The organism is uncultured Thermanaerothrix sp., from assembly GCF_938028735.1.
Lineage (GTDB): Bacteria > Chloroflexota > Anaerolineae > Anaerolineales > Anaerolineaceae > Thermanaerothrix.
Window position 1 is genome coordinate 378022 of record NZ_CALIMF010000002.1, and the last position, 26700, is coordinate 404721.

The 26700-nt window shown below is 55.1% G+C and carries 24 protein-coding genes, 1 tRNA gene and 1 other RNA gene; 16 read left to right on the forward strand and 10 right to left on the reverse strand.

Features of this window, described 5'->3' with window-relative positions; translation table 11 throughout:
* Positions 1-5: 5 nt before the first annotated feature.
* Together tpiA and Q0721_RS02410 are read left to right on the forward strand one after the other, a co-directional pair.
* On the forward strand, positions 6-764 hold the full coding sequence (gene tpiA / locus Q0721_RS02405; protein ID WP_299024920.1) for a triose-phosphate isomerase: 759 nt from the start codon (positions 6-8) through the stop codon (positions 762-764).
* 6 nt (positions 765-770) lie between these two features.
* On the forward strand, positions 771-1523 hold the full coding sequence (locus Q0721_RS02410) for a hypothetical protein (RefSeq protein ID WP_299024922.1): 753 nt from the start codon (positions 771-773) through the stop codon (positions 1521-1523).
* 61 nt (positions 1524-1584) lie between these two features.
* Here Q0721_RS02410 and upp read toward each other — a convergent pair whose 3' ends face one another.
* Entirely contained in the window at positions 1585-2211 is a 627-nt protein-coding gene (gene upp, locus Q0721_RS02415) for a uracil phosphoribosyltransferase (protein ID WP_299024925.1), read from the reverse strand.
* 75 nt (positions 2212-2286) lie between these two features.
* Here upp and ruvB point away from each other — a divergent pair, with 75 nt between their 5' ends.
* Positions 2287-3318, forward strand: coding sequence for a Holliday junction branch migration DNA helicase RuvB (ruvB, locus tag Q0721_RS02420; RefSeq protein ID WP_366519158.1), 1032 nt, complete (start codon positions 2287-2289; stop codon positions 3316-3318).
* A gap of 39 nt (positions 3319-3357) precedes the next feature.
* Entirely contained in the window at positions 3358-4392 is a 1035-nt protein-coding gene (queA, locus tag Q0721_RS02425; RefSeq protein WP_299024929.1) for a tRNA preQ1(34) S-adenosylmethionine ribosyltransferase-isomerase QueA, read from the forward strand.
* Positions 4393-4431: 39 nt separating this feature from the next.
* Here queA and Q0721_RS02430 read toward each other — a convergent pair whose 3' ends face one another.
* Positions 4432-4794 (reverse strand): hypothetical protein, encoded by a 363-nt coding sequence (locus tag Q0721_RS02430; protein ID WP_299024931.1) that lies wholly within the window; start codon positions 4792-4794, stop codon positions 4432-4434.
* Positions 4795-4812: 18 nt separating this feature from the next.
* On the reverse strand, positions 4813-6069 hold the full coding sequence (locus tag Q0721_RS02435) for a cation:proton antiporter (RefSeq protein WP_299024933.1): 1257 nt from the start codon (positions 6067-6069) through the stop codon (positions 4813-4815).
* 119 nt (positions 6070-6188) lie between these two features.
* Between Q0721_RS02435 and Q0721_RS02440 the strand changes: the two genes are divergently transcribed.
* Complete coding sequence (locus tag Q0721_RS02440; RefSeq protein WP_299024935.1) at positions 6189-7844, forward strand: methylmalonyl-CoA mutase family protein; 1656 nt, start codon at positions 6189-6191, stop codon at positions 7842-7844.
* Positions 7845-7864: 20 nt separating this feature from the next.
* A complete protein-coding gene (gene mce / locus Q0721_RS02445) occupies positions 7865-8272 on the forward strand; it encodes a methylmalonyl-CoA epimerase (RefSeq protein ID WP_299024937.1) in 408 nt (135 codons plus the stop codon).
* Positions 8273-8286: 14 nt separating this feature from the next.
* Here the strand turns inward: mce and Q0721_RS02450 are convergent, their stop codons facing one another.
* Positions 8287-9606, reverse strand: a complete 1320-nt coding sequence (locus tag Q0721_RS02450) for a DUF1015 domain-containing protein (protein ID WP_299024939.1) — start codon at positions 9604-9606, stop codon at positions 8287-8289.
* A 178-nt stretch (positions 9607-9784) separates the two neighbouring features.
* Positions 9785-10642: a DegV family protein gene (locus tag Q0721_RS02455; protein WP_299024941.1), complete on the reverse strand. Its 858-nt coding sequence runs from the start codon at positions 10640-10642 to the stop codon at positions 9785-9787.
* Positions 10643-10831: 189 nt separating this feature from the next.
* On the opposite strand from Q0721_RS02455, the gene rnpB reads away from it, so the two are divergent.
* The 5 genes from rnpB to polX all read left to right on the forward strand — a co-directional run bounded on the left by rnpB (position 10832) and on the right by polX (position 14886).
* An RNA gene (gene rnpB / locus Q0721_RS02460) (RNase P RNA component class A) lies at positions 10832-11256 on the forward strand.
* Positions 11257-11297: 41 nt separating this feature from the next.
* Positions 11298-11627: a DUF4190 domain-containing protein gene (locus Q0721_RS02465; RefSeq protein ID WP_299024943.1), complete on the forward strand. Its 330-nt coding sequence runs from the start codon at positions 11298-11300 to the stop codon at positions 11625-11627.
* A 148-nt stretch (positions 11628-11775) separates the two neighbouring features.
* A tRNA-Sec gene (locus Q0721_RS02470) sits at positions 11776-11869 on the forward strand.
* 61 nt (positions 11870-11930) lie between these two features.
* Positions 11931-13151, forward strand: a complete 1221-nt coding sequence (locus Q0721_RS02475) for a site-2 protease family protein (RefSeq protein ID WP_299024945.1) — start codon at positions 11931-11933, stop codon at positions 13149-13151.
* Positions 13152-13155: 4 nt separating this feature from the next.
* A complete protein-coding gene (gene polX / locus Q0721_RS02480; protein ID WP_299024947.1) occupies positions 13156-14886 on the forward strand; it encodes a DNA polymerase/3'-5' exonuclease PolX in 1731 nt (576 codons plus the stop codon).
* Positions 14887-14889: 3 nt separating this feature from the next.
* On the opposite strand, the gene Q0721_RS02485 is transcribed toward polX, so the two are convergent.
* The 3 genes from Q0721_RS02485 to Q0721_RS02495 all read right to left on the reverse strand — a co-directional run bounded on the left by Q0721_RS02485 (position 14890) and on the right by Q0721_RS02495 (position 19121).
* Entirely contained in the window at positions 14890-17118 is a 2229-nt protein-coding gene (locus Q0721_RS02485) for a hypothetical protein (protein ID WP_299024949.1), read from the reverse strand.
* A gap of 63 nt (positions 17119-17181) precedes the next feature.
* Complete coding sequence (locus tag Q0721_RS02490) at positions 17182-18126, reverse strand: DUF1028 domain-containing protein (protein WP_299024951.1); 945 nt, start codon at positions 18124-18126, stop codon at positions 17182-17184.
* Between the two features lie 2 nt (positions 18127-18128).
* Positions 18129-19121: a DUF368 domain-containing protein gene (locus tag Q0721_RS02495; protein ID WP_299024953.1), complete on the reverse strand. Its 993-nt coding sequence runs from the start codon at positions 19119-19121 to the stop codon at positions 18129-18131.
* Positions 19122-19456: 335 nt separating this feature from the next.
* On the opposite strand from Q0721_RS02495, the gene Q0721_RS02500 reads away from it, so the two are divergent.
* Positions 19457-21274, forward strand: coding sequence for an aldehyde ferredoxin oxidoreductase family protein (locus Q0721_RS02500; protein ID WP_299024955.1), 1818 nt, complete (start codon positions 19457-19459; stop codon positions 21272-21274).
* A 58-nt stretch (positions 21275-21332) separates the two neighbouring features.
* Here the strand turns inward: Q0721_RS02500 and Q0721_RS02505 are convergent, their stop codons facing one another.
* Together Q0721_RS02505 and Q0721_RS02510 are read right to left on the reverse strand one after the other, a co-directional pair.
* Positions 21333-21617 carry a ubiquitin-like small modifier protein 1 gene (locus Q0721_RS02505; protein ID WP_299024957.1) on the reverse strand — a complete coding sequence of 95 codons (285 nt, stop codon included), beginning with the start codon at positions 21615-21617 and terminating at the stop codon, positions 21333-21335.
* 147 nt (positions 21618-21764) lie between these two features.
* Positions 21765-22559 (reverse strand): type II CAAX endopeptidase family protein, encoded by a 795-nt coding sequence (locus Q0721_RS02510; protein WP_299024959.1) that lies wholly within the window; start codon positions 22557-22559, stop codon positions 21765-21767.
* Positions 22560-23012: 453 nt separating this feature from the next.
* Between Q0721_RS02510 and Q0721_RS02515 the strand changes: the two genes are divergently transcribed.
* From Q0721_RS02515 to Q0721_RS02530, 4 genes are read left to right on the forward strand one after another with little or no spacing between them, the layout of a single operon-like run.
* The gene (locus Q0721_RS02515; protein WP_299024961.1) at positions 23013-23720 is read left to right on the forward strand and encodes a response regulator transcription factor; all 708 of its coding nucleotides are present in this window, start codon (positions 23013-23015) and stop codon (positions 23718-23720) included.
* Between the two features lie 17 nt (positions 23721-23737).
* The gene (locus tag Q0721_RS02520; RefSeq protein WP_299024963.1) at positions 23738-25207 is read left to right on the forward strand and encodes an MFS transporter; all 1470 of its coding nucleotides are present in this window, start codon (positions 23738-23740) and stop codon (positions 25205-25207) included.
* A 20-nt stretch (positions 25208-25227) separates the two neighbouring features.
* Positions 25228-25443 carry a DUF6494 family protein gene (locus tag Q0721_RS02525; protein WP_299024965.1) on the forward strand — a complete coding sequence of 72 codons (216 nt, stop codon included), beginning with the start codon at positions 25228-25230 and terminating at the stop codon, positions 25441-25443.
* Positions 25444-25477: 34 nt separating this feature from the next.
* Positions 25478-26686, forward strand: coding sequence for an MFS transporter (locus Q0721_RS02530; RefSeq protein WP_299024968.1), 1209 nt, complete (start codon positions 25478-25480; stop codon positions 26684-26686).
* Positions 26687-26700: the final 14 nt, after the last annotated feature.

The following is a 26700-nucleotide window of genomic DNA, read 5'->3' on the forward strand; positions in this document are numbered from 1 at the left end:
TCACCATGCGTAAACCTCTAGTTGCCGGCAATTGGAAAATGAACAAGACTGTTGAGCAAGCTCGTTCCCTGGTCTCGGAGATGCTGCCAGGATTGCAGGCGGTCCATGCGGTGGAGCGCGTCCTGTGTCCCCCCTTCACCAGTTTAATGGCTATAGCCGCCATGCTAAGTGGCACCGAAATCGGGCTGGGAGCTCAGAACATGCACTGGGAAGCATCTGGGGCTTTCACCGGTGAAATTGCACCCGCTATGGTCAAGGAGTTCTGCCAGTACGTTATCCTGGGCCATTCCGAACGGCGCACCTACTTCGGAGAAACCGATGAAACGGTTAACCGCAAGGTGCACGCAGCCCTTGCGAATGACCTAACCCCCATTGTCTGCATCGGTGAAACCCTGGCCGAAAATGAGGCGGGTCGCACCGCCGAGGTTGTTTCCCGCCAGATTGAGCAGGGATTGAAAGACCTGACCCCCGAACAAGCGGGCCGGCTAGTCATTGCCTATGAACCGGTTTGGGCCATTGGCACCGGACGCGCGGCCAGCGGCGAGGATGCCAATCGTGTTGTTGGAGAGGTTATTCGTCCCACCCTAGCCAGGATGTTCGGGCAGGCAGTGGCCGAAGCGGTACGGGTGCTTTATGGCGGCTCGGTAACCGCCACCAATGCCGCTGAATTCTTCTCCCAGCCTGAAATTGATGGCGCCCTGGTCGGTGGTGCCAGCCTGAAGACGGCCGAGTTCGTTAAAATCGTCGAAGCCGCTGCCAGGTGAGAACACTTGGCTTTCGAAGGCCTGCTTGCCTTTGGACTCACTTCACTGCTGTTCCTTGTGATTCAGCGTTGGCTACATCACGAGATGCAGGCCTTCTTTTATCTTCTAACTGGACGCCCCAACTGGGCAATCGCCCTGTTTTCGATCTTTCTCTTTCCGGGAGTGTTCTTGCACGAAGCCAGCCATGCCCTTATGGCCTGGCTATTACGCGTGCCGGTGCAAGGGGTTTCACTCCTGCCTCGTTTATTGCCAAACGGACAACTGGAACTGGGGGCCGTACGCACTACCCCGGCCGATTTCCTGCGCGATGCTCTTATCGGAGCGGCACCTTTCTTTACGGGTGCGCTTCTGGTTGCCCATCTCGGACTGAATATCCTTGACTTCAAACTCTTGATCCCCCTTTTCCTTCAGGCCGAGTGGCGGGCACTTTTTCAGCAAGCCCTCACCCTAACGCAGCAGCCAGATTTTTGGCTGTGGTTTTACCTCACCTTCGCCATCAGTAGCACCATGATCCCTTCGGCGGCCGACCGTCGTGCATGGTGGGGCGTTGCGACCATCCTGGGGGCGGTTGTTCTCATAGCCTTTCTAGCCGGCATGGGGCAGTGGCTGGCGCTTACCTTATGGCCCTTTCTCAATCGGGGATTCCTGACCCTCGGGCTTATTTTGGGGATCGCCCTGACGGTACACCTGGCCTTGGCTCTGCCATTATGGGCTCTTAACCGGTTAATTGCCCATGCCCGGCGAGCTCTCTTAGCGTAAGCCCCTCTCCAAACCAGATATTCAATAAGCCAAGAACCCTGGAATTGACAAACGGGCTACTTTACCCCGTCCCAAACTGGCGATCTCCCGCATCCCCCAGACCAGGCACAATATAACCCTGATTGTTCAGACGCTCATCAATGGCTGCCAAGTAAATGGTCACATCAGGATGATGGCTCTCCAAGCGCTGAATCCCCTCGGGCGAGCCGATTAACCCCACAAACTTGATTCGCTTCACGCCCCACTGCTTGAGAATATCGACCGCCGCGATGGCGGACCCTCCCGTTGCCAGCATGGGATCCAGGATTAGACACACCGTCACCCGTGGTTCAGTGGGCAATTTGTTGTAGTACTGCACAGGCTTTAGCGTCTTCTCATCCCGGTAGATCCCCAAATGCCAAACTTCCGCAGAGGGCATGAGTTCCCAAACGCCCTCCACCATTCCCAACCCGGCGCGCAGAATCGGTACCAGACCAATCTTATCCACCAGTTCCGCACCCTGCGCCACCCCCATCGGGGTTTGCACAGTCACCGGATGGGTCAGGAGATCCTCCGTTGCTTCGTAGGCCAATAGCGCGCTCAATTCGCGCACTAACTCGCGAAATCGCTTGGGTTCGGTCTCCATTGAGCGCAACTTTGTCAGTTTATGAGCCACCAGCGGGTGCTTTGAGACATGAACGAGAGACATGCGCGGCTCCTTGTCTCAGATTTCGCTTATTATAATCTCAAATGCCTCGCCGAAAACGGTTATAATCAAACCAATATGGACGAAATCAAGCAGCGTTTAGTGCAACCCGAGAGCCGGCCGGACGACCGTCTAGATCAGGCCTTGCGCCCGCGCCGTCTAGATGACATCATTGGTCAGGACACACTGAAAGAGAATTTGGCCATCCTTATTGCCGCTGCTCGCCAGCGTGGTGAGCCGCTCGAGCATGTCCTGTTTTATGGGCCACCTGGGCTGGGTAAAACCACCCTCTCACATGTTCTGGCTAACGAGATGGGCGTAGAGATCAAAGTGACAGCGGGGCCCGCCATCGAACGCGCTGGGGATCTGGCTGCAATTTTGACCAATTTGCGTGCCGGCGATATCCTCTTTATTGACGAGATCCACCGCCTAGGAAAGGCGGTTGAAGAAGTCCTCTATCCTGCCATGGAGGACTTCGCCTTGGATATTGTCATCGGCAAGGGTCCGGCAGCCCGGTCAATCCGGCTAAAACTTCCGCGCTTCACCTTGATCGGTGCCACAACGCGTCTGGCCCTGGTGAGCGCCCCCCTGCGCGCACGCTTTGGGGCAGTTTATCGCCTAGATTACTACAGCCTTGAGGCCATCAGCCAGATCTTGACACGCGCTGCCATGCTGTTGGGGGTTCAGGCGGAGCCAGCAGGAATTGAAGAAATTGCCCGTCGCTCCCGTGGCACGCCGCGCGTAGCCTTACGCTTGCTCCGTCGAGTGCGTGATTACGCACAGGTGCGTGCTGCCGGCCAAGTCACTGCCGAAATTGCGCGTGAGGCCTTGAATCTGCTGAACGTGGACCCCTTGGGGCTGGATGACGTGGACCAACGGGTTCTACGTACCGTGATCGAGAAATACAACGGTGGACCTGTGGGGTTGAACACCATTGCGGCCTCTATCGGCGAGGAGCCCGATACCATCATGGATGTCGTTGAACCTTACTTGCTTCAACTGGGTTTTTTAGATCGCACGCCTCAGGGTCGGGTTGCTACCCCCCTGGCCTATGCCCATCTTGGCATCCCTTACACAAAAGAGAGTCCGCAGCCGCGGCTGTTCACCTGATCTATCGCCACTTCATTCGTTGCAAAAACCACCGCATCTATGGCGCAACCGCCTCTCAAAACCTCTGATTTCGATTACGACCTACCTCCCGAGCGCATTGCTCAGACCCCAGTCGAGCCACGTCATAATGCGCGCCTGCTGGTGATGTGGCGCAACCGCCGTGACCTTGTGCACACCTATTTCTGGGAAATTGGGCGTTACCTTGCCCCCGGAGACTTGCTGGTCGTGAACGAAACCAGGGTGATCCCTGCCCGCATATGGGCACGTAAGCCCTCCGGTGGTCGGGTAGAGTTATTGTTGCTTAAAAAATTAGAGGGGGAAACATGGGAGGTTCTAGTGGGCGGAAAGCGGGTCCGCCCATCCCTGACTCTCCAGGTTGAAGGCGGCCCTATCGCCGAGGTAGTAGCCGACATGGGCGGGGCACGTCGTCTGATTCAGTTTCAAGAACCAATCGAACCTTACTTGCCCCAGATTGGGCAGATGCCCCTTCCCCCCTATATCCACGAGCCCCTGCGCAACCCCGAACGTTACCAAACCGTCTTTGCCCGTGAACCCGGCTCGGCTGCCGCCCCCACTGCTGGCCTGCACTTCACCCCCGAACTCATCGAGCGCCTCAAGCAGCAGGGGGTGCGTTTTGCAGGCCTGATCCTTCATATTGGGCTGGATACGTTTGCACCAGTCACCGAGGAAGATCCCACCAAGCATCATATCCATACTGAGTGGTGCGAACTTCCTCCCGAAACAGCCGAAATGATCAACACTACCAAACGCGCTGGCAAGCGCGTGGTGGCCGTCGGTACAACCAGCGTCCGTACCTTGGAAACCGCAGCACGTTACGCTACTAGAGGAGATTGGGTCGCGCCCTTCGCCGGCCCAACCGATCTTTTCATTCTCCCTGGCTTTGAGTTTCACGTGGTGGATGCACTGGTAACCAACTTTCACCTCCCCCGCTCCACCTTGTTAATGCTGGTCAGTGCCTTTGCCGGGCGCGAGCGGATCCTTGAGGTCTACCGCGAAGCCATTCGCCTCAATTACCGCTTCTACTCTTTTGGAGACGCCATGCTCATCCTCTAACAAGAGGAACAAACTTTCCCTTTGCCCAGCAAAATCCACTTAGGGGCGGCGAGGGTATTTCAAACCATATACACGCGCTAGGGGGATTACCGCCATAATCCCAGTATTGGGTTGATTGAGGCTACCAACCACCTGTTCCGTAGCCTTTAACAGGCGCTCAACAGTAGTCTCATCCTCCACAATCGTGAACAAGGTGCGGTTGGTGTTCTCGATGTGCTCTTTGAAGTTCTCAATGGAAGGAAAGAGCGGAAAATCCTCCCGCCATACTCCGCCACTCTCCTTAAAGCGCACTAACCCCTTGCTGAGCAAAACGGTCACTCCACCTACACCCACTTTCTCCCATGCATCCAGCAAACGTTCCAGATTTTCAGGATCACTAAGGACAAACAAGACAAGGAACATGAGTGAACAACCACCTCTTCAAGATTTAGACTCTAGAGTTTCTACTGGGGCCTCGGGGGGGTTTGTCATCACTTCAGTCGGTTTACTCGCTTCCTGCTTTCGAGCAAACGTAGCACGCAGTAGGGGGGGTGTGATCAGTGTAGTAACCAACACCATGGTCACAATCGCCGGAAAGATCTCACGCGAGAGCCAGCCATTATCCAAGCCCACTGTAGCCACAATCAAACCAACCTCCCCGCGTGAGACCATCCCTATTCCTAATTGTAGCGCTTCCAGCCAGGAGTAACCCGAAAGGCGTGCCCCCAATCCCGCGCCCAGGATCTTACCGACAATAGCCACTAAGATCACCCCTACCATAACCCAAATGGTTTCAACCCGAATCAGGTGTAGATCCACAGCAAGGCCCACATTGACAAAGAATATGGGAATAAAAAAGCCGTAACCCAGGGCGCGTAACCCATTTTCAATTTGCGCCTTTAGGGGAGTGCGCGCAAACATCAAACCCGCCAGAAAAGTGCCCGTTATGGCCGCCATCCCGCCCACTACCTCCGCCGCCAAGCCATAAACCAACATGATTACAATGGCAAAGCTGAGCGCCGCTTGGCTGACCGGCAACACGGCCACCCGGCGGCTGAGCCAGGGGAGAATCCATAGCCCAAATCCCATTGAGAGGGCCAGGAAAAGCACCATGCGTAGCACAACTGGCAGAACGGTCGTCGGGGTTAGACCACCACTACCCAGGGCAAGAAAAATCGAAAGAAACAAGATAACCAGAATATCATCAAAGACAGCGGCCCCCAACAGTCCAAGTCCCACCCGCGAGCGTAAAACATTGAGTTCCATTAGGGTTTGGGCTGAGATGCTAACACTCGTTGCTCCTAAGGTCAGACCTAAAAAGAGAGCGCTGTCAAGAGGCATTTGCGCCAGTAGCCCCACTCCTGCACCCAGCGCAACTGGAACAATCACACCTAGGGAGCCGCTGAAGAAAGAAACCCGCGTATTACGCACAAAGTCGCGAATGTGCAATTCTAATCCCGCCAAAAACATCAAGATGAGAACGCCCAGTTCGCCGATTTCGTAGACAAATTCCCCCAGATGTACATCCGTGAAAATGTGCAAATGGATCAAATCAAGTAATGAAGGGCCTAACAGTAACCCTATCAACAATTCCCCTAATACCGAAGGTTGGCCCAGGCGCGTGCTCACATAACCCGCAACCTTCGCCGCAAACAGGATAATTGCAGCCACTAGGACAAATTGCAAAAAAGGCGTCATGGCGACTGTGCTCTCAGGAAGTTTGTCCAAAGTTTACCATGAAATTGTTATCTTTTCTGAGATGGGGGATACGGTATACTAACATTGCCACAACCTCCAGGCTCGCCAGGAGACAATCTATGACGGATCTCGAGAAAGAAAAACAACGGTGGGAAGCCCAAACGCTGCGCCCCTTAATTGAGAAATATCCCGAACGCAAGCCAGAATTTTTGACGTCGTCCCAAATTCCATTGCCCCGTGTTGCTCTTCCACCGAAACATTTTGATTACATGCAGAAACTGGGTTTTCCGGGTGAGTACCCCTTCACTCGTGGGGTTCAACCCACCATGTACCGTGGACGTTTGTGGACCATGCGCCAATATGCCGGCTACGCTACCGCCGAAGAGTCCAACCAACGCTATCGGTATTTGCTCTCCCAGGGGCAAACCGGACTCTCGGTTGCCTTCGACTTACCCACCCAAATCGGCTATGATGCGGATGATCCTATGGCCACCGGCGAAGTCGGCAAGGTGGGGGTCTCGGTTTCATCCCTGCGAGACATGGAGACCCTGTTCAGGGAAATTCCCCTTGACAAAGTCTCCACCAGCATGACCATTAACGCGCCCGCCGCTATTTTGCTAGCCATGTATATCGCAGTTGCCAAACGCCAGGGGGTAGATCCCAAATGGTTACGGGGCACGATTCAAAACGACATTCTCAAAGAATACGTTGCGCGCGGCACTTATATCTTCCCACCTGAGCCCTCCATGCGCCTAATCACGGATGTGTTCAAGTACTGTGCCCAATATGTCCCACGGTGGAATACCATCAGTATCTCCGGGTATCACATCCGCGAAGCCGGAGCTAATGCAGTTCAGGAAGTGGCTTTCACCCTGGCCAATGCCATTGCCTATGTCCAGGCTGCCATTGATTCCGGCTTGCAGGTGGACGAGTTCGCGGCTCAATTATCCTTCTTTTTCGCCGCTCACAACCACTTTCTGGAAGAGGTAGCCAAATTCCGGGCTGCCCGGCGTTTGTGGGCTCAGATCATGCGCGAACGCTTTAAGGCCCAGGATCCCAAATCCTGGATGCTGCGTTTTCACACCCAAACTGGAGGCTCTACACTCACCGCACAACAACCCGAGAACAACATCGTTCGGGTTACCATTCAGGCTTTGGCTGCCGTCCTGGGTGGCACACAATCCCTACACACCAATTCAATGGACGAAGCGCTCTGGTTGCCGACTGAGAAATCGGTGCGCATTGCCCTGCGCACCCAACAGATCATTGGCTATGAATCCGGGGTGGCCGATACGGTGGACCCTCTGGCCGGCTCTTATGTCATCGAATACCTGACCGACGAAATCAGCCAGCGAGCCATGACCTATATCCAGAAAATTGACGCCATGGGGGGCGCTTTGGCAGCCATCGAAAACGGTTATATGCAGCAAGAAATCCAGGAATCGGCCTACCGATACCAGCAAGCTGTGGAGCGCAAAGAGCAGATCATCGTAGGGGTCAATGCTTTCCAAATTGAGGAACAATTGGACCTGGAACGATTAACCGTTGATCCAGCCATTGAAGCCACCCAACGCGCACGTCTGGCCGAGCTGCGCGCTCAACGCGATCAGGCCAGGGTAAGCGAATTGCTGACGCGCCTAGAGCAGGCGGCTCGCGGTAGCGAGAACTTGATGCCGCTTTTCATCGAGTGTGTCGAAAACGACATCACCCTAGGCGAAATTTGTCGGGTCTTGCGTCAAGTATGGGGCGAATATCAACCTCCAACCTGGATCTAGGGCCTGTATGAGGTGAGAAGATGGCAAAAATCACGAAAATTAACCACATCGCAATTGCCGTACCAGATATCGAGACCGCCCTCGCCTTCTGGCAAGATGCTTTGGGATTACACGTTGCTCACATTGAGGATGTACCCAGTCAGCAGGCAACTGTCGCATTCATCCCGATCGGCGATAGTGAAGTCGAACTGGTTAAACCCACGAGCCCCGAGACTGGAGTAGCGCGTTTCATTGCCGAGCGCGGGGGTGGTATGCACCACCTCTGCTTCGAAGTAGATGATATCGAGGAAATCCTGGTCACCCTCAAAGCAAAGGGGATTCGCTTAATCAACGAATCCCCACTTGAACTTCCCGGGCGGAAAATGGCTTTCATCCATCCCAAAAGCACGGGCGGGGTGCTGGTTGAACTTTACCAGCTCATCCCCTAATTTCTCTCCCGCGCTCAGGCGATTCGCCGGGCCTCCATGTAGAAGCGTTTCTCAATCGCCTCACCCATTGAAAAGGTCTTGCGCGGGAGCACACCATCTAGGATGACGGTCCTGAACAACTCGGTTTTGGGCATGGCGGGCAGGTAGAAACCATAATTACCAGGTTGGCGCCCCAACCGGCTTACCACCTCGCGCCCATGAATGTAGTCTATTTTGGCGCTTTCATGCCGCTTAAGCCAGGCATCCAGAAAGGCTTGAACGGTTCCTACTGGCAAGTTTGAATCGGGATGCTGGACACGTGCCAGCCAGTTACCTTGGGCTGAGAGGATCCCAAAGCGATGTTCTCCCTGCACAGGCGGGCGATGCACCTGCTCCACCATCGCATCTTCACTGACACAAGGCTGGAGTGAGAGACGCTCCCCAAACCAGGCTTTCAAATCCTCTGTTATATCTTGTTGCACATTGAACGCCACACGGTGAATGGGTTCAAACTCTAGACCTTCATCGTAGAGATTTTCAATTTCTACCAGCGCATAACGAGCCGGGTGATCCGGGCTGGCCTGGGCCTTGAGTTCCTCCCAAACCGATTTGGCGGTTGCCAGGGAATGATTGCCATCCCCTACTGCGAAAAGCAGCACCCCTTTATCACGCTCGACCCCGTACTTAGTATAAAATACCTCAGGTGAAGCTAAGCGCTCCAGCGCTCGTATCACCTGTTGTTCTAAAGCCAGATCATCCACCCAGCGCCCTCGCAAATGCCCACTTCCCAACATCAAATCAAAATCGTAGAGCAGGGGCAAGCGCTCAGATTGCTCGGCAACTGGCTCAATCACCGTCCGTTCCGGATCATCAATTAACACCAGGATGTGAGGGAGTTCCAGCAGCGCGCCCCTACGAATGCGCATGCGCGGCGGGATGCGTTCTAGAATGGTGCCCTCAGTTGCCCGGATCAGGGACTGAGCCCCAGGAGTAAATTCATATTTTTCCAAGTCAAGGGCTAGGATCAGCCCCCGACGAGTCTTACCCGCCACTGTGCGTTCCACATAAATCAAACCGCTGTAAGTCTCAAACAAATTTGCCTCAAGGTAACGGCGCATAGTTTCCTGGGCGCTTTGAATACGCCGCGTCTCCTCGGGCGTACCCAGATAGACCTCAGGTAGGATCATGTGAAAAGTCGAAGGCGCCTCACCCACCAGGGCGGCTACCTTTTCCCAGTACTCCGGCTCGGAGGTGAATTGATCGCAGGCAATCACAGCCCATTTCTGAAGATCTATGCCGGGCTTCGGCAGCAAGACATCTGCAACCTGAACACCGATGTGAGGGTAGTTTCGCATCGCAGACCTCGAATAGTGGAATGATTGAGAGAGTTGGCACTGTGATTCTATCAGACTTTGTGCGCCACAATGGCCAAAGTCCCACCTTAAACACCTCACCTCCCTAACCGGGCAATCTTGCCCACTGTCCAGCCAAGTTTGTAGGGGGTGGGCTCAAGCGGTGACTTTCAGGAGGTGATCACATACCGGCCATGTAAGCAATGCCGACAGTGCCTGGCCCAGTATGTGTACCAATTACCGGGCTGACCTCCGCCACTACGAGTTCGGCCAGTCGCTCCTGGGGGTAACGTTGACGCACACGCTCCATCAAGGCTTCGGCCTCCTCAGGCGCGTTAGCATGCAGACAGGCCAGACGCAAAGGAGAACGCTGTCCAACACGTTCATCTAGCAGTTCCAGCAATCGCTCCAGTGCCTTGCGCATAGTGCGAATGCGCTCTACCGCTTCGACTCGGCCATCGCGCAGTTCTAATAGGGGTTTGAGATTAAGGGCCGTCCCTAAAAATGCTGCCGCTCCCCCAATGCGCCCACCACGATGCAAAAATTCTAATGTGCTGACAACAAAGACCGCCCCAGTGTACTCGACCGCTCGCTCTGCCAGTGCCTTGCATTCTTCAAAAGAGGCCCCCTTGGCTGCAGCCCGGGCTACGCTAAGCACATGGTAACCCAGTGCCATGGCCGTCACTTTTGAATCTACTAATGCAATACGATCGCTTTTGAGCATATCGCGCGCCTGGATGGCCGAATCCAATGTGCCCGAGAGTTTTGCCGAAATATGGATGCTCACAATGTCGTGGCCCTCTTCCAACAAAGTGGCATACATCTGACGGAACGCCTCAGGCGAGGGCTGAGAGGTGGTTGGCATCACTTTTGCGGTTTTGAGGCGCGTATAGAACTCTAGAGGCTGAATATCTACGCCGTCGCGGTAAGTCTCTTCACCCCAAACCACTTGCAAGGGCACCACATGGATGGGCAAACCCTCGATTAGTGATTTGGGAATGTATGCAGTACTGTCGGTGACCACGGCGACTTTGGACATACTCGGCTCCTCCTTGGCAGAATCTGTGTATCCTTTGAAGTTTAACCCCTTTCTGGCTGAAAAGTTGCCTTGTGTGCAATCTCTCGTTTGCAGTCAAAACCAATCCCTCCATCTCAAAATTACAAATAGCGGGTGACTATGCGATCCAGTTGACGCCCAGCCCCAAAGTCATTATCATAGAAGATGCTCCAGGTCGGTCGGATGATCGCGGTCTCGCCAGGTGCGAGGCTGAGGAAAGTCCGCACTCCACAGAGCACGGTGCCGGGTAACACCCGGGGCGGGGTAACCCGCCGGATAGGGCCACAGAAACAGGTAGCCCTCGCCACCCTTCGCGGTGAGCGAGTGGTGATAGTGAAAAGGTGGTGTAAGAGACCACCAGCGCCTGTAGCAATACAGGCGGCTAGGCAACCCCCACCGGGAGCAAGGCCAAGCAGGGGCAAAGCCCGCGTCAACGGGCGGGAGGTGGCTCGTCTCCCTGGAGCCCCGGGTAGGCCGCTAGAGCGAGTCGGTGACGGCTCGCCGAGATAGATGATCATCCCGGCCGGTGCCGTCTCTGGGCGGACCAGAGATACCCACCGGACGGACAGAATGCGGCTTACAGACCGACCTGGAGCCCTTCTTTATTACAGTCTCGGTTCTAAGGAGAATCTCAATCATGGATTATGAACCCACCCCCTCGACCTCGCCTTCTTCATCCGTTTCCTCCAACCGCCCCGGCCTGGCCATTGCTTCATTGGTCCTTGGCCTGATAACCTTGCTGGCCTGGTGTCTACCCATTTGTGGGGCACCTCTGGCCATTGCCGGCATCATCACCGGCATCCTAGGACTGAACAGCGCTAGCCGGGGTATGGCCATTGTCGGGCTAATCCTTTCCGGGCTGGGGCTGGTGCTTTCTATCGTTAACTCAGTAGTCGGCGTCCTGCTAGCCCCTCAATTCAGCCAGATGTTCGAAGAGTTCATGCGCCAGATACCCGTACAACCCTAAACATATTCCTTACCACCTCTAACGCACCAGTATCGGGAAGACTGCATAAGGTATATCATCCACCACCGCTGGGGTCACAATATTTCTGTTAGAGCCGTCCTTGGGCAAATTGTTGACGAATTAGGGGGGCTGAATTATCCTTAGGGTTGGGGATGGGAGGGCTCCGGTGAGCTCCCCGGTCTTCAAAACCGGTGACGGGTCGCGTGACGAGCCGTGGTGGGTTCGACTCCCATTCATCCCCGCCTGAGCCGGAATTCAACCCTCTAAGGGCCTTCTTTCGCATCTTGCACAAGGTGGATTCTTATGGAATACACATTTGACCTCCAGCGCCAAGATCTTGTCGAGACTTACGTGCGCCGTATTTTTCATATTGAGGACATCACCTTTGGAAGCGAGCGCACCCCCTATATTGTGCGTTATCGTGGACGCCTAGTAGCATCTGACTCAGCCGCCGCCTATGATACTCTGAGCACTCAATTGAAACCTCTGGGGCTAACTCCATTGTTCCGCAGCGAAGAGGGGCGGCATATCATTTACATCATCCGCGGGCTTCCTTCTGCTCGTCCCTCGAATCCTGCGGTTAACCTCATCATGTTCATTCTGACCTTGCTCAGTGTCTGGTTTACCGGTGGAATCCTGGGCAGCGAGGGGGAACTCAATGGCTCTGCGGCCCAGGTTATTCTGCAACTGCTTCGCGCCGGATGGCCCTTCGCCCTTAGCATGATGGCCATTTTGGCTGCCCATGAGTTTGGCCACTATCTGATGGGCCGCCATCACGGCGTGCACGTCACTTTGCCTTACTTCCTCCCCCTTCCCTTCCCAATCAGCCCATTTGGAACCATGGGGGCCTTTATTAACATGAAAGAAGTGCCCCGTAACCGGCGCATTTTGATGGATATTGGCATCGCTGGCCCCCTTAGCGGATTAGTGGTGGCCATACCGGTTCTGTTGATCGGTCTTTCGCTCTCCCGGTTAGAGCCGTTACCGGCATTCCCGCAGCCCGGTGTCCTCGGCCAAGCCCAATTAGAAGGTAACTCGATCCTGTACCTGTTGCTCAAATTCCTGGTATTTGGACGCTTGTTGCCCGAGCCGGCCTCTTATCAAGGCTTGCCGCCACTGCTTTACTGGCTACGGTACCTCGTGACTGGGCAACCTCTGCCCTATGGGGGCCTCGATGTTGTGCTGCACCCGGTGGCATGGGCAGGTTGGGGTGGCTTGCTGATCACAGCATTGAACCTCATCCCCGCCGGTCAACTCGACGGTGGACACATCCTCTACACCCTTTTTGGACGCAAGCGCGCCCAGGTACTTTTCCCCATCATCCTCGCCGTGCTCATTCTGATGGGCTTCATATGGAGTGGCTGGTGGCTGTGGGCCTTGCTGATCTTCTTCTTTGGGCGGGTTTACGCAGAGCCATTGGATCAGATTACCGAATTGGATGGACGGCGACGTTTGATCGGCGCAATTATGCTAATCATCTTTATCCTGATCTTTACACCAGTGCCTCTAGTGCTGATGCCATAGGCCCATGCCTCAAATGACGAACGAAGAACTGGCAGCCATCTTTGAACGTGTTGCCGACCTCCTGGAGATCAAAGGCGAAAACACCTACCGTGTACTGGCTTACCGCCGCGTTGCTGAAACCCTGCGTACATTAGGACAGGAGGCCAGCCTGTTACGCGCCCAGGGCCGCTTGCAGGAGATTCCCGGTGTCGGCAAGGCAATTGCTGAAAAGATTGAGGAACTGTTGGATACTGGCGAACTGGGCTTTCTAAAACGTCTGGAAGCAGAGGTTCCTCCTACCCTAATTGAGTTACTTCAAATTCCGGACGTGGGGCCCAAGCGGGCTGCTCTCTTCTGGAAGCACGCCGGTATTACCACCCTGGATGCCCTGGAAGAAGCCGCGCGTGCCGGGCGCTTGCGCAGCCTGCCAGGGATGGGGGAAAAATCCGAGGCTCGTATCCTAGAAGGGATTGAGGCGCTACGTCGCCGTTCGCATCGCCTGCCCCTGGGTATTGCCCGTCCGATGGCTTTGCGCTGGGTGGAATGGTTACGCCAGCAACCAGCAGCCATCCGCGTCGAACTGGCTGGCAGCCTACGCCGTTGGCGCGCCACAGTAGGCGATTTGGATCTGGTGGCCGCCTCTCATCAACCTGAGGCGTTAATGGACGCGTTCGTTCATCATCCTGACGTGGACCGCGTCCTGGCGCGGGGCGAGAACAAAACCAGCATCGAAACCACAAGTGGCACTCGCCTGCAACTCTGGTGCCAACCCCCCGAGAAATTCGGCAGCCTCTGGCAGTACGCTACCGGCTCCAAGGATCACAATGTGCGCCTGCGGGCCCTAGCCCAAAAACAAAACCTTTCCCTCTCCGAGCATGGGTTAAGCGACGAGGCAGGCCATGAACAGCACTTTGCCGATGAAGAGAGCCTTTATCAGGCACTGGGGCTGCCCTGGATCCCGCCCGAACTGCGTGAAGATCGGGGAGAGATTGAAGCCGCCCTCAAAGGCCATCTTCCCCAATGGCTGCGCAAGGAGGATCTTCAGGCCGAATTACACACTCACTCCATCTGGAGCGACGGAATCGCGACCCTAGAGGAAATGGTTGCGGCTGCCTACGCGCGTGGCTTACGCGTGATTGCCATTACCGACCACTCCGCCGGATTGGGCATCGCCAATGGGCTCACCCCCGAAAGGCTGCATCAGCAACGCACAGAGATTGAGGCCCTGCGCCAGCGCTGGGGGGATAAACTGCTGATTCTTCAAGGGGCTGAGGTGGAAATTCGGGCGGATGGCCATTTGGACTATCCGGATGAAGTACTAGCCGAATTGGACATTGTCATTGCCTCGCTTCACACCGGCTTGCGTCAACCACGTCCTGAGGTCACCCGCCGTGTCCTCAATGCCATCCGTAGCCCTCATGTTGATATCATCGGTCACCCCAGCGGGCGATTGCTCCCGAATCGCGAGGGGGCCGATTTGGATTGGGACGCCGTGCTAGCAGAGGCCCTTAAGCACGGAACAGCCCTGGAAATCAACGCCAACCCCGCCCGATTAGATCTGGACGATGTATATGCCCGCCGTGCCGCCGAAATGGGCATCCTTTTGGCGTTGAACACTGATGCTCACACGCCAAGTGATCTCGACTTGATCGAGTACGGCATTGGAATTGCGCGACGGGGCTGGGTTGAACCCCCTCAGATTATCAACACCTGGCCGCCCGAGCGCCTGATAGCCTGGCTGCGAGAGCGCGGCTAATTCTCACGGTAACGTTGCCAGATAGAGCAGGTTACCAAATGCCAACACCAGATTGCGCCCCGGCGTGATGGTAAAGGCGGTGGCCGACCGCTCCGGCAGGCGCTCACCCTCTACCAAAGAGGGGCGGTATTGCTGCTGGAGACTGAGCATCAGGCTGAAATAGTAGACCGATGGACTGGAGGAATCCAGTAGATAAAGTGCCGGATCCGGAGGTGGGGTCAACGTCCAATCCGTAAAAGCGACATTTAACCGCGGGACTTCCTGGATCTGCCCATCCTGGTTTAGCCGGAAGGGGAAAGGATCCTGACATTCAACCGTTCCCCAGCCGCTACACCGGCTGACGTGCCCATCCTCATAAAGGATAAAAATATCGTCTTGAAAGGCCGCCAGGGACACCGCATTAGAAAGAGAGATAACCTGCGCTCCAAAAAGGGCTTTGGGTTGATCCACAAAATCCCATTGGCTTCCCCGGTACTCATATAAACCATTCTGGAGCGCATCCAAAACGATCAAATTACCCTGGCGCACAGTAATGCTCTTCACACTCCCCCATCCCTGATCAGGTGGTTGAAGCGCCACGGCATCCAACACCGGTTGATTACCCTTGAAGCCACAATAGACCACGTTTCCATTGGCGTCAATGGCCATTACCTGAGCGTTATGAAAATTAGAAGCGGGAAGGGCCAGCAAATCCACAAAAGGCCCCACGATCAGGGAACCAATTTGACCCGGACGACAGGCAAATTGGGAGTCCAACGCGTAACCACTTTGCGTAGCCACCAAACGCGAGATACTTCCTCGCGAACGGTCTAAAACGTAGAGGTCCTCGCTCGAAGTTGCTACCATCTTTCCAACTTGCACATTACCCCCCATGCCTCCGGGAAGCAAGGTCTGGAAAACCAACCGCCGGACACCGTCCAGTGCATCGAGATTCTGGTAAATGCCCATCCGCAAGGCTTTAGATTCGGCGCTTTGTCCATACTGTTCTGCTTTCTCCACCCAGGTGAGCGCTGCCTCCAGGTTGACCCGTTTCAAAGCCGGGTCACTCTGCCCCAGAGCCTGGCTAGCCACCTGCTGTGCCTGCTGGAGGTAAAGGCGATGTTGCTCCAGGCGCCCCTGCCGCCAATACACAATCAGCGCCACCGTTACCACCACGAGCGGAATCGCAACCGCCAAGAAGACCAAAGTGCTTGGGGATACCCGCACCAGCGCACTATCCGCAGGCAGAAAACGAGGCAAGACTTGGCCGAGAAGGCGATTCAAGCGCCGATTAAGTTGTTCAATCCCCTGCCACACTCCCCACAAGCCCTTAGCAAGCGCACGTCCCACGATGGCAAAGGAGACCACGGGTTGTCTGTGGTTGCGCGGTGCCGTGGTCTCGGCATGGTTCGGGGTAGGGTGAGGTGCTGTCCGAGCTGCTGGTGCGGCAGTATGAGACTCGGGCGGTGCATTTTCAGGTGAGGGGGATGTTGCGTACACCGTTTCAGTAACGTGGTGACCACCTCCCAAAACCCGCACCTCCCCAGTGTGTAAAGGGGGTAATCCTTCCTGGACCATTGATGCCTTTCCTAAATCAGCACCTCGAGCTACTCCAGGGATCACCTCCGAGTCATTCGGCATTCTTTCGGCGTAACGAATTTGCCCGCTCCCAGTCACCACCTTGATCCAAACCCCCTCAACCTTCTGCCAGCCCTTTTGTCCCGGAGTGGGGGGAGAAGTGATGACCGGGCTAAAAAGACCAACGGCATGCGGCTGAGCCATCCAGTGATAAAAGCGCATACCCCAGGCCCGGCCAATACCCAACCCACGCCCCGCCAGTTCAGAGGAGAACAGATCGGTGACATCCGGACCTGAAAACAACCAAACATGAAGCGGACCGCTCAAAGCCAGGTAAATCTGCTCCCTACGCAAGACAACAGCCGCCGCCAGGAAAGGGGCTGAAGCGCCCTGGGCCTGGTTAAGAGCAAGTGCCCGCTGATTGAGATGTTCGAAGGCTTGGCGCAGAGCCAGACTCACCGAGCCGCGGGTTCGGTAGTAATGAACGGCGGCCTGATCCAGCCAAGTTTTCAGCAGAGCTTCCTCCACCTGCCCGCCCCTGCTCGCCCAGAGCGCCAGCCATAATTGCTCGCGTTCGCGCCCCCGCTCCACGCGCCGGGGCGGTATTGCCAAGTAGTAAACCGCTCGCAGGCCGGTATTTGATTGTAAGCCAGGGGTCACGACCAAATCCACCACACGCGCCTCGCGTTAATCAATCTCTTCTAATCTCATGCAACAAGCGTGCCAAAGACCACACTTCTATCCCAACCGCTGTGCCAGAATGGCTTGCAGCATCGCCTCATCCCGACGTAACAGACCTGCTGCAGGTAACCGCGTAAGCAAGTCTGCCCAGTCGGGATTACGGGCAAACACGTGTTTGAAAATTGGGAGCGCTTCTTCCAGACGCCCAAGCTCAGCCAAGGTAACCGCGTGCCAGAAGGGAAGCTCATCCAGGTGAGGCGCCATTTCCGCTGCCCGGCGATAGGCTTCCAGGGCCTCTTCCACCCGCCCTTCGGCCAGATGAGCATCGCCAGCGTTCATTTGCTGATAGGCACGATGCAATGTAACCAAACGGCGCAACTCCGCGATCGGTTGGGGATGGTCCTCTACCCGCAAATCCATGATCACCCCTTCCCAGGGACGTTCGGTACGCTCCCCTTTGACAATCAAAATGCAGGCAGATTGTTGTCCGCGGATATCTCCCCCAGCAGCCTGAGCTGCCTCCAGCGCAGCGAGAAGCCGGTCGGCCAGGTCTCCTCGAGCGGACGTATAGGCCTCCGCCATGGCGGGCCACACACTGGTGTTTTTCATCATGTTGGCCTGGACTGAAAACTCATCTCCCTGATAATGCCCAGCCGCTTCAATGCACCGCGCCCCAGTGTGCACAGCCACCTGTCCTTGCGCATCCAGCATGGCCACCTGACGCACATCGCGCCCCTCATCCATTTGGAGGAGCGCTTCTAACGCTATCGGCGCAGAAAGTCCCGCTCGCATGAGCGTCAAACCACGGGGGCCATAACTGATCTCCACCATTGACTGGGTTGCCACCACGCCTACCCCCGCCTCACCCCAAGCCACAATCGAGCCGACCGAAAACCAGTGCGATTGAACTGCTACGCCCATCCAGCCTGTTTCAGGATCACGGGCAACGATGGAAAAAGTATGTGCCAAAGGAAAGCGCGAGTTGAAATCAGAAAGTTCCATGCTTACTCTCCTCCCAATGAAACCGAAAGGGACTCTGAAGCCCGAGTTTTAGCCTGAGCGGTCTTTCCGCGTGCCAAATGCTCTAACAATCCCACCAGACTCAACCCCACCCCCATTAAGCCGATCAATCCCCACGTTTCGATCTCTCCGATGGCCGGCCAAACATTAGCCACTGCCTCCGCAAAGGAGGAGGTGCCCGCATCACCCATTTCCCACGCCTTCCAAGGCCATAAACGACGCAGCGATCCAGCCATCAGGCCACAGAGGAAGGCTAGTGTGAGATCGTGATAATGCCGCAACAAACGCGTCAGCAAACGCGCCATCAGGCTCAACCCCAAAATAGCCCCCAATCCAAATGCTAGCAACGCCCCTACCTGGAAGCCGGTTACCGCCGCAAGCACATCTTGATACTTACCGAGCATCACCAGCACTAACGCCCCCGAAACACCAGGCAGGATCATGGCACAGATGGCCGCAAACCCGCTTAGAAAGAAAGCCCACAAGGTCTGAGGAGTTGAGAATACTGTTGCACCGGCTAGGGCAAATGAGATCCCCCCTCCCAGCAGGAATAAACCACCATAAAGGGGTTTCCAGTGACGAACGCGGCGGCTTACAGCCCACGTTGAGGCCAGGACAAAACCGAAGAAGAGCGCCCATATCGCCTGCGGATAATGGATTAAGGCCCACTGCAGCCCGTGCGCCAGGGTGAACGCGCCCCCTAGAATTCCCAGTGCCACGGCCAACAAGAAGCGCCAGGGAAGATGGGAAACAAGCCAGGTCCATTCGCGGGGTTTAAGGAACCGGCGAAGCACTTCCACATCAGCCAGGGTGCGGATGGCCTGGATCAGTTCTTCATACAAGCCCAAGAGCAAAGCCATCGTCCCACCGGAAACCCCCGGCACAGCATCTACGGTACCGATCAGAAACCCTTGTCCAACCAGGCCAAGATAGTAACGCCACGAGCGCGGAGAGGAAAGTGGAGATTCAAATGACATTGAAAATCCCTAAAAATAGAGTCTGTGCAATAATGGATGTTCTTGATTTTACCATCACTACCGACTAACTTTCTTTATCCCCACCTCACACCCAAGAAACAAGAGTTGACAAATGTCACTTGAATCACTGTGAAAAATTCACTAGACTTTAAGCAAGGGGCGTTTTCTCAGATTCTCCATCATTCCCGCCGCTTCTATACACTACGGTCAACTCAGCCACTTCACAGTAGCCTCGTCCCAGCCCATTTGCTAGGAAAGGAGGTGAGAAATAGTATCCTGTTTGTGGCCAATCTACTGTGACCCTTGACAAAGGCTCTGTCGATTAGGAGGGGAGTATGGCACTCGGAGGTTATGCCAATCGGATTGCCCATGTGGATCTGAGCACGGGAACAGTAACTTATGAACCCATCCGCGAAGATTGGGCACTGAAGTACATTGGCGCGCGCGGATTGGGCGATAAATATGTCTTTGAAAACGGGTATCAGGTTGACCCCCTTTCACCTGAAAATATTTTGTGCTTTATGACCGGCCCACTCACCGGCACCGAAGTAACCATGAGCGGCCGTATGGCAATCTGCACCAAATCGCCATTGACGGGTACTATCATGGATAGCCACCACGGTGGCTGGTCAGGAGCACGCCTCAAATGGGCTGGCCTGGATGGAATCATCGTCAAAGGGAAAGCGGCCAAACCCGTTTACCTCTATGTTGAAGACGGTAAGGTTGAAATCCACGATGCAGCGGACTTGTGGGGCAAGACGGTTCATGAAACTATCAAAGCCCTGCAAGAGAAATATGGTGAGAAAGATCTGAGTGTACTGGCTATTGGCCCGGCCGGCGAGCGCCTGGTTAAGTTTGCCAACTGGATCAATGAGGATGACCGCGCCAGCGGTCGTGGTGGCACCGGCTGTGTGGGTGGAAGCAAATTGCTCAAAGCGATTGTAATCAAGGCCGAGAAGAAGATGCCCAAGGCGGTAAACCGCGAATTGTGGAAAACCGCGCATCAGCAGGCATTAGCCAAGATCATGGACCCGGCCAACGTCACCAGCCCACGCAAGGGTGGCCTCTCAGTGTACGGCACCAACGTACTGACAAACATCACTAGCACTATGGGGGCCCTACCTGCTCGGAACGCCCAACGCGCTTCCTTCGTGCCCAAATCCGAAAAAATCAGCGGCGAATGGGTTAAGGAGCATATTCTGGTCGATGATCCAACCTGTCACGCCTGCCCGGTAGCCTGCAAGAAAGAGGTAGAGATCAAAGAAGGACCGTTTGCTGGCTTACGCATGGAATCGTTTGAGTACGAGCCGGCCTGGTCCCTGGGAGCCATGTGCGACAACGACGACGCTGCAGCCATCGCCAAGATGATTGACCTTTCCAACGACTATGGTTATGATGCTATCGAAATTGGCGATGTCTTAGCCATGTACATGGAGGCCACTCAGCGCGGCTATGTGAATGGTACGGGCGGTTTACAATGGGGTGATGTATTTGGCATGATTGAGTTCATGCGCAAGATCGCCTATCGTGAAGGCGTAGGCGACATCCTGGCTGAGGGCACTGAGAGAGCCGCCAAACACTTCGGACACCCCGAACTTGCCATGACGGTCAAGGGGATGGGCATCCCCGCCTACGACCCGCGCGGCCTCAAAGGTATGGGATTGGGTTATGCCACCAGCAATCGTGGCGCCTGCCACCTCCGCGGCTACAGCCCAGCCTCTGAACTCGGCCTAATCCCACTCAAGACCGACCCCTTGGCTTGGGAAGGTAAAGGCAAGTTGCTCAAACTACTCCAAGACCTACACGCCTTCTCAGACAGCCTCGATCTATGCAAATTCAGCGCCTTTGCCGAGGCCGCGGAGGATTACGCTGCCCAATTCTCTGCCGTTGTAGGCATTCCCTTCACCGCCGATGACGTGTTAAAGACTGGCGAGCGCATCTATAACCTGGAGCGCTACTACAACAACCTGTGCGGCTTCCGCGAGGGCAGCGACACTTTGCCCAAGCGCTTCCTGGAGGAACCATCCCAGGAACAGGGCTCGTTCGGTCACGTCTGCGAACTGGACAAGATGCTCGAGGAATATTACCGCGAGCGCGGCTGGGTCAACGGCGTGGTGCCCGAGAGCAAACTCAAAGAACTCGAGATCATCTGACCCCCCACCTCAATTTCCCAACGAGAGCGTATGACTTTTCCATACGCTCTCGTGCCTTTTAAGCACACCCGCCACCTACCGGGGGAAAGATATCTAGACGATCTTCTGAGCGAAGCGATGTTTGCAACCCCTCAGGCAAGTAATGCACATCCCTACCATTGATAAAACAATGCACATACGGCAGGAGATTGCCCTGAGCATCCATCATCTGAGCCCGAAGTTCAGGATATCGCTCAAACAAATGCTCCAGCACCTGCATTACTGTTGCGCCCTCTGCCAGTGGTACCTCGACCGTCTTTCCGCCTACGATCGGCCGGAACGTGGCATAAAAATGAACTACCATTGCTATCTCCCTGTGCAACTATCCTAATCCGTTTTCTTTCCTCGCCTTGATTCTAATCAAAATTGTCCTAAGCACCAGCAAACAACACCAAGTTCAGCCGTGCTAACCTTGGCGACGCGGCGGAGCAACCTCAGGTGAAGACGCCGGTTAGCCCATACATACCCTTCCCCCGCGCGATAAATCTGTTCCACCGAATGTCACCACTATGACGAGCGCTACCAGCGCATACACAATGACCAGACTAAAAACGGATACACCTCTTATCACGACTCCAAAGGTATTCAGCGCAATGTGAACTAGCGCCACCGGTAAGAGACTGCCTTTAGTGCTATTGTAAAGCCAAGTGTAAACAAAAGTTACTGCAACCGTGCTGAGGAACCAGGGCAGAAAAGGATACGCCGACATTGGGTTGCCTCTCCAGAAGAAAAGCGGTAAATGCCACAACCCCCACAAACCACCAATAATGAGGGTAGCCACCCAAGCGGTGTAGCGCTTCTGCAGACGTGGCAAGGCAAAGCCACGCCAACCAACCTCTTCCCACGGATTGGAGAACAGAGACATGACGAAGGCAGAAATTGCAAGAGGAAGTAGTTCGCTTTGAGGCTCTGGTTGAGCTGCCGCGAAGCCCAGCCATTTCGTTATACCCTGCCCAGCAAGAAGAAGAGCAAGGGGGCCAAAAACTGCCACCAGGTACCACCCTAGACCAACACGCCAAAGGATTAGTGACCTAAGCAAGTCGCCTACTTCTGTCCTACCATACACAATTCGGGTCACGATAACAGCTGCGAGCGTGGGACTGATGGCAGGGAAGATGAGGAGGAACTGAAAATAAGGTTGGTCAAACGGTGACACACCGTGCGAACCTAGTGCCACCGGTATCCAGCCAAGCCATGCAATGCCAAACGACAGAATGTAGAACCAAACAATAGGAAATTTGCTCATTTCCTGGCCCGACTTTTATGTGCAAGGGGGTGTACTCACAGCGGACATTCTTCCCACACAATTATATGTCTAAACGTGTGAAGTAAAGCGGCTTTTATACCTGCTCCATCTTTTCTCCAACCCAAAACTTCTCGATCAGCATAGTGTAGTCCTTTGCCTAAATTGCTATCCTTACCGCACCGAGCAGCCTCAAGAGAGGGAGCAAACACTCTATTCTCTCCCATAGCCTATTATCAGACAAAAAAACAGCTCCCTTTCAACGCCATGACCAAATACAGCATGATTTACCCCCTGATGTCAGCCAAGGGTAACCGATTAAGAAGGGCTTGAGTCAGTCAGCCATTCAACCGCTATTCGCTCTGCCTTTACGCTTGCCGATTTCCCCGCCTCAACCTACAATAAATATTATAGAGCACATAGCCTGGTTTTGCTTATCTTTCGAAGGAATAACGCATGGTCTTCAAGGCCACCCCCTCTACACTAAAAATCTTAATCATTGACGATGACCGCGACACCTGCGATCTGGTGCGCCGCGTGCTAGAAAAAGAGAGTTATCAGGTGCTAACCACCACCCAGCCCCAATCTGCGCTACGCCTGCTCCAGCATGAGGCCGTTGATATGCTCATCCTCGATATTATGATGCCTGACTTGGATGGGTTGAGTTTGCTGGAGGCCCTGAGGCGTGAGACCAACGCTCCAATTCTGATGCTAACAGCGCTCTCTGACCCGCGGGTCATGCAACAGTGTTATGACCTGGGTGCCAATGACTATTTGGTCAAACCCTTTGCCATGACGCAACTTAAAGAGCGTGTGCGTCGCCTAGCCGAAAAGATTCCGCCCCGCCCCGTGCTTGATACAACCTGGCAGGCCCATTTTCGCCTGGACCCCGAACAGAACCTGCTGGTATACAAAGATCTTCCCATCCTGCTAACGCCAACAGAAAGTCGATTACTGCGTTATCTGATGGATAACGCCTTTCGCGAGGTCGGCTGGGAGGCTCTTTACCGCGCCGGCTGGGGAGAAGAAATTCTACCCGAGCCAACTGCCCGAGCACTGGTAGAAAACACGGTTCGCAGTCTCCTTTATAAGGTGCAACCCGAGTCTAGCGAAACGTCCCTGATTCAAAGTACAATGGGGGGGTACATCTTTTCACCTGACTAGGGGCCTCGAGCATTGCCATGACAACTTCTCGCCCTACTCTCCAGCACTGGCTGACCCTGCTAAGTGTCGGCAGTGGTGTTTTGATGGCCACGCTTGACTCCAGTATCGTCAATATCTCCCTGCCTACACTGGTTAAGGCCCTTAACACCAATTTTGCCACCGTTGAGTGGGTGGTGCTGGCCTATGTGCTAATGGTCACGGCGTTGATGCTCGGCGTGGCCCGACTGGGTGATCTTTACAACAAGAAACGGCTCTATCAGATAGGGCTGATCATTTTCACCCTCGGATCTTTGCTATGCGGCCTAGCCCCTACCATCACCGCGCTGATCCTTTTTCGGGCTCTCCAGGGGATTGGGGCTGCCTTTACCCAAGCACTTGGCACAGCCATTATTACAGAAGTTTTCCCACCCGAATCGCGCGGGCGTGCGTTGGGCATTATCGGGAGCATTGTCTCCGTCGGTATTGCCGCCGGACCACCTCTAGGTGGTCTGATTATTGCTTGGGCTGGCTGGCACTGGGTCTTCCTAGTCAATCTTCCCATAGGAATCATTGCCTCGCTGATCGTGTATCGCTTTGTTCCCAACTTGCACCCTGGGCATCGTCAAGAGGGCTTTGACGCCGTAGGTGCGCTGGTTCTATTTTTCACCATGGGATGCTACGCCCTGGGCATGACCCTAGGACAGGATTGGGGATTTAGCAGCCAATGGCCCAAAATCTTTCTAGGAGCCAGTCTCGTCGGACTGATCGTGTTTGTGCAGGTAGAACGCCACCAGCCCCATCCGATGGTGGATTTGAGCCTGTTTCGTAACATCCTTTTCTCTATCAACCTGTTGATGGCTTTTCTCGTCTTCATCGTCATGTCCGGGATGTTCCTGATGCCGTTCTTCCTTCAATTGGTTCAGGGCTACCCAACCCAATTGGTAGGCACCTTGATGATGGCACACCCCGTCGCCATGGGCATCGTCGCTCCCCTTGCCGGTGCCCTCTCGGATCGCTATGGCTCGCGTGGGATCAGTCTTATCGGGCTTATCATGGTTGTCGTTGGCTGCCTTTCGGTTGCCTCCATCCAGCCCGGAATCAGCCCACTGGCTTTCGTACTGCACCTGCTCCCCTTTGGCATTGGGCTGGGCATGTTCCAATCTCCCAATAATAACGCCATCATGAGTGCGGTACCACGTAACCGTTTGGGCATTGCTTCTGGTCTATTGGCCTTGATGCGAACGCTGGGGCAAACCTCTGGGCTTCCCCTCATGGGCGCATTGTTTGCCCTTCAGGTTCGCGCCTCTGCCAACTTGCCTCCTGGCTTCGAGGTGACCCAAGCCAATCCTTTGGCTCTCCTAGCAGGGTTGCAAGGTACTTACCATATTGCTGCCTTCGTTATTCTGATTGCCACTCTACTGGCCGTGCTGGCGCTCTGGTTGGATACACAGCGACGCAAGCAGGCTGCTCACCCTATACTAGAAAGCGACCGTAAAATCTGCCGGTAAACCCCAAGGAGTGTGATGGAATGAACGAAGAAACCACTCGCCATGACATTCGCCGTTTGCTAAAAACCTTTGGTGTACAGGCCGATGAAGCCATTACGCGTTATTTAGAACAAATCCCTGGCGATTTTCCGCTTCGCCTACGCATCACCCTGGAAGATCTCACCGATTATGGTCCTAACCCGCCAACTGTGCCACTGCGCTTGATCGTCGAAGGTGAAATCCACCGCACCCCTTAAGCCCAACAAAACTGTGACAGCAAGGCGCGCTCTCATGATTGCCGATCAAAGCCTAGCCACCGAGAAATTTCAGAGTGAACGGGTCAGCACCATCGCCCTAGGACATGCGGTACATGACACCTACTCCGCCTTTCTTCCCTCGTTGCTGCCTCTGCTCATTCAGCGTTATGCCCTCTCCAAGACCGAAGCAGGGGTGCTCTCCTTCTTGACTCAAGCGCCTTCGATTTTGCAACCTTTCATCGGTTATCTGGGGGACCGGGTTGGGCTACGCCCACTACTTTTCCTCGGCCCCGCCATAACCGCCACTATGATGTCACTGGTGGGCGTAGCTCCGACCTACCCGACTGCCATGATCTTGCTCCTTGTGGTGGGGCTTTCCTCTGCCGGGTTCCACGCCATTGGCCCCGCCATCGCTGGGCGACTCTCAGCCTACCGGCTGGGACTAGGGATGAGTCTGTGGATGGCAGCCGGCGAGTTAGGGCGCACGCTAGGACCACTGATCGTTGTCATCGCCATTCAGGGGTTAGGAATTCGACGGTTGCCATGGCTCATGATTGTTGGGATCTTAGTCTCTCTAGCCGTTTACTGGAGCCTGCGCAATGTCTCCACACTCCCTGACCACCCCCCTGAGCCGCTGCCCTGGAAACGGGCTTGGGCCTTGTTGCGGCCCGTCTTGATCCCGGTGAGCGCCCTGCTGGTGACGCGTGCCCTGGCTCAGGTAGCATTTTCCACTTTTCTACCTACATTTCTGACCGAAGAAGGTGCCACGCTCTGGCTGGCCGGTGGTTCACTGACGATCATGGAATTTGCAGGCATTGGGGGCGCATTTCTGGGAGGGTCCTTGAGTGATCGCCTAGGACGCAAACCCGTCCTCCTCGCTGCTGGGCTAGGCACGTCGGTCTTTGCCTTTGCGTTCCTCACCACCTCTCAACTTGTCCTTCGCCTGATCACTTTACTAGGACTGGGCGCCACCATGCTTTCCATGACGCCCATCCTAATGGCTCTTATCCAGGACCACTACCCCGAGCAACGCGCCCTGGCGAACGGCGCTTTCATGGCTGTCAACTTTGTGGTTGGCTCATTAGCCATGTTGGGGGTGGGCTGGCTGGGTGACCACCTTGGATTGTACACAGCCTTTTTCCTCAGCGCAGGCGTCCTGACCCTGGGATTGCCCATCATCTTGGCCTTGCCCAACGGACATAGCCGCGCCAAGGTAAAAGAAAATGACTCGCCAATCGGATAGCGATCACGAACGCA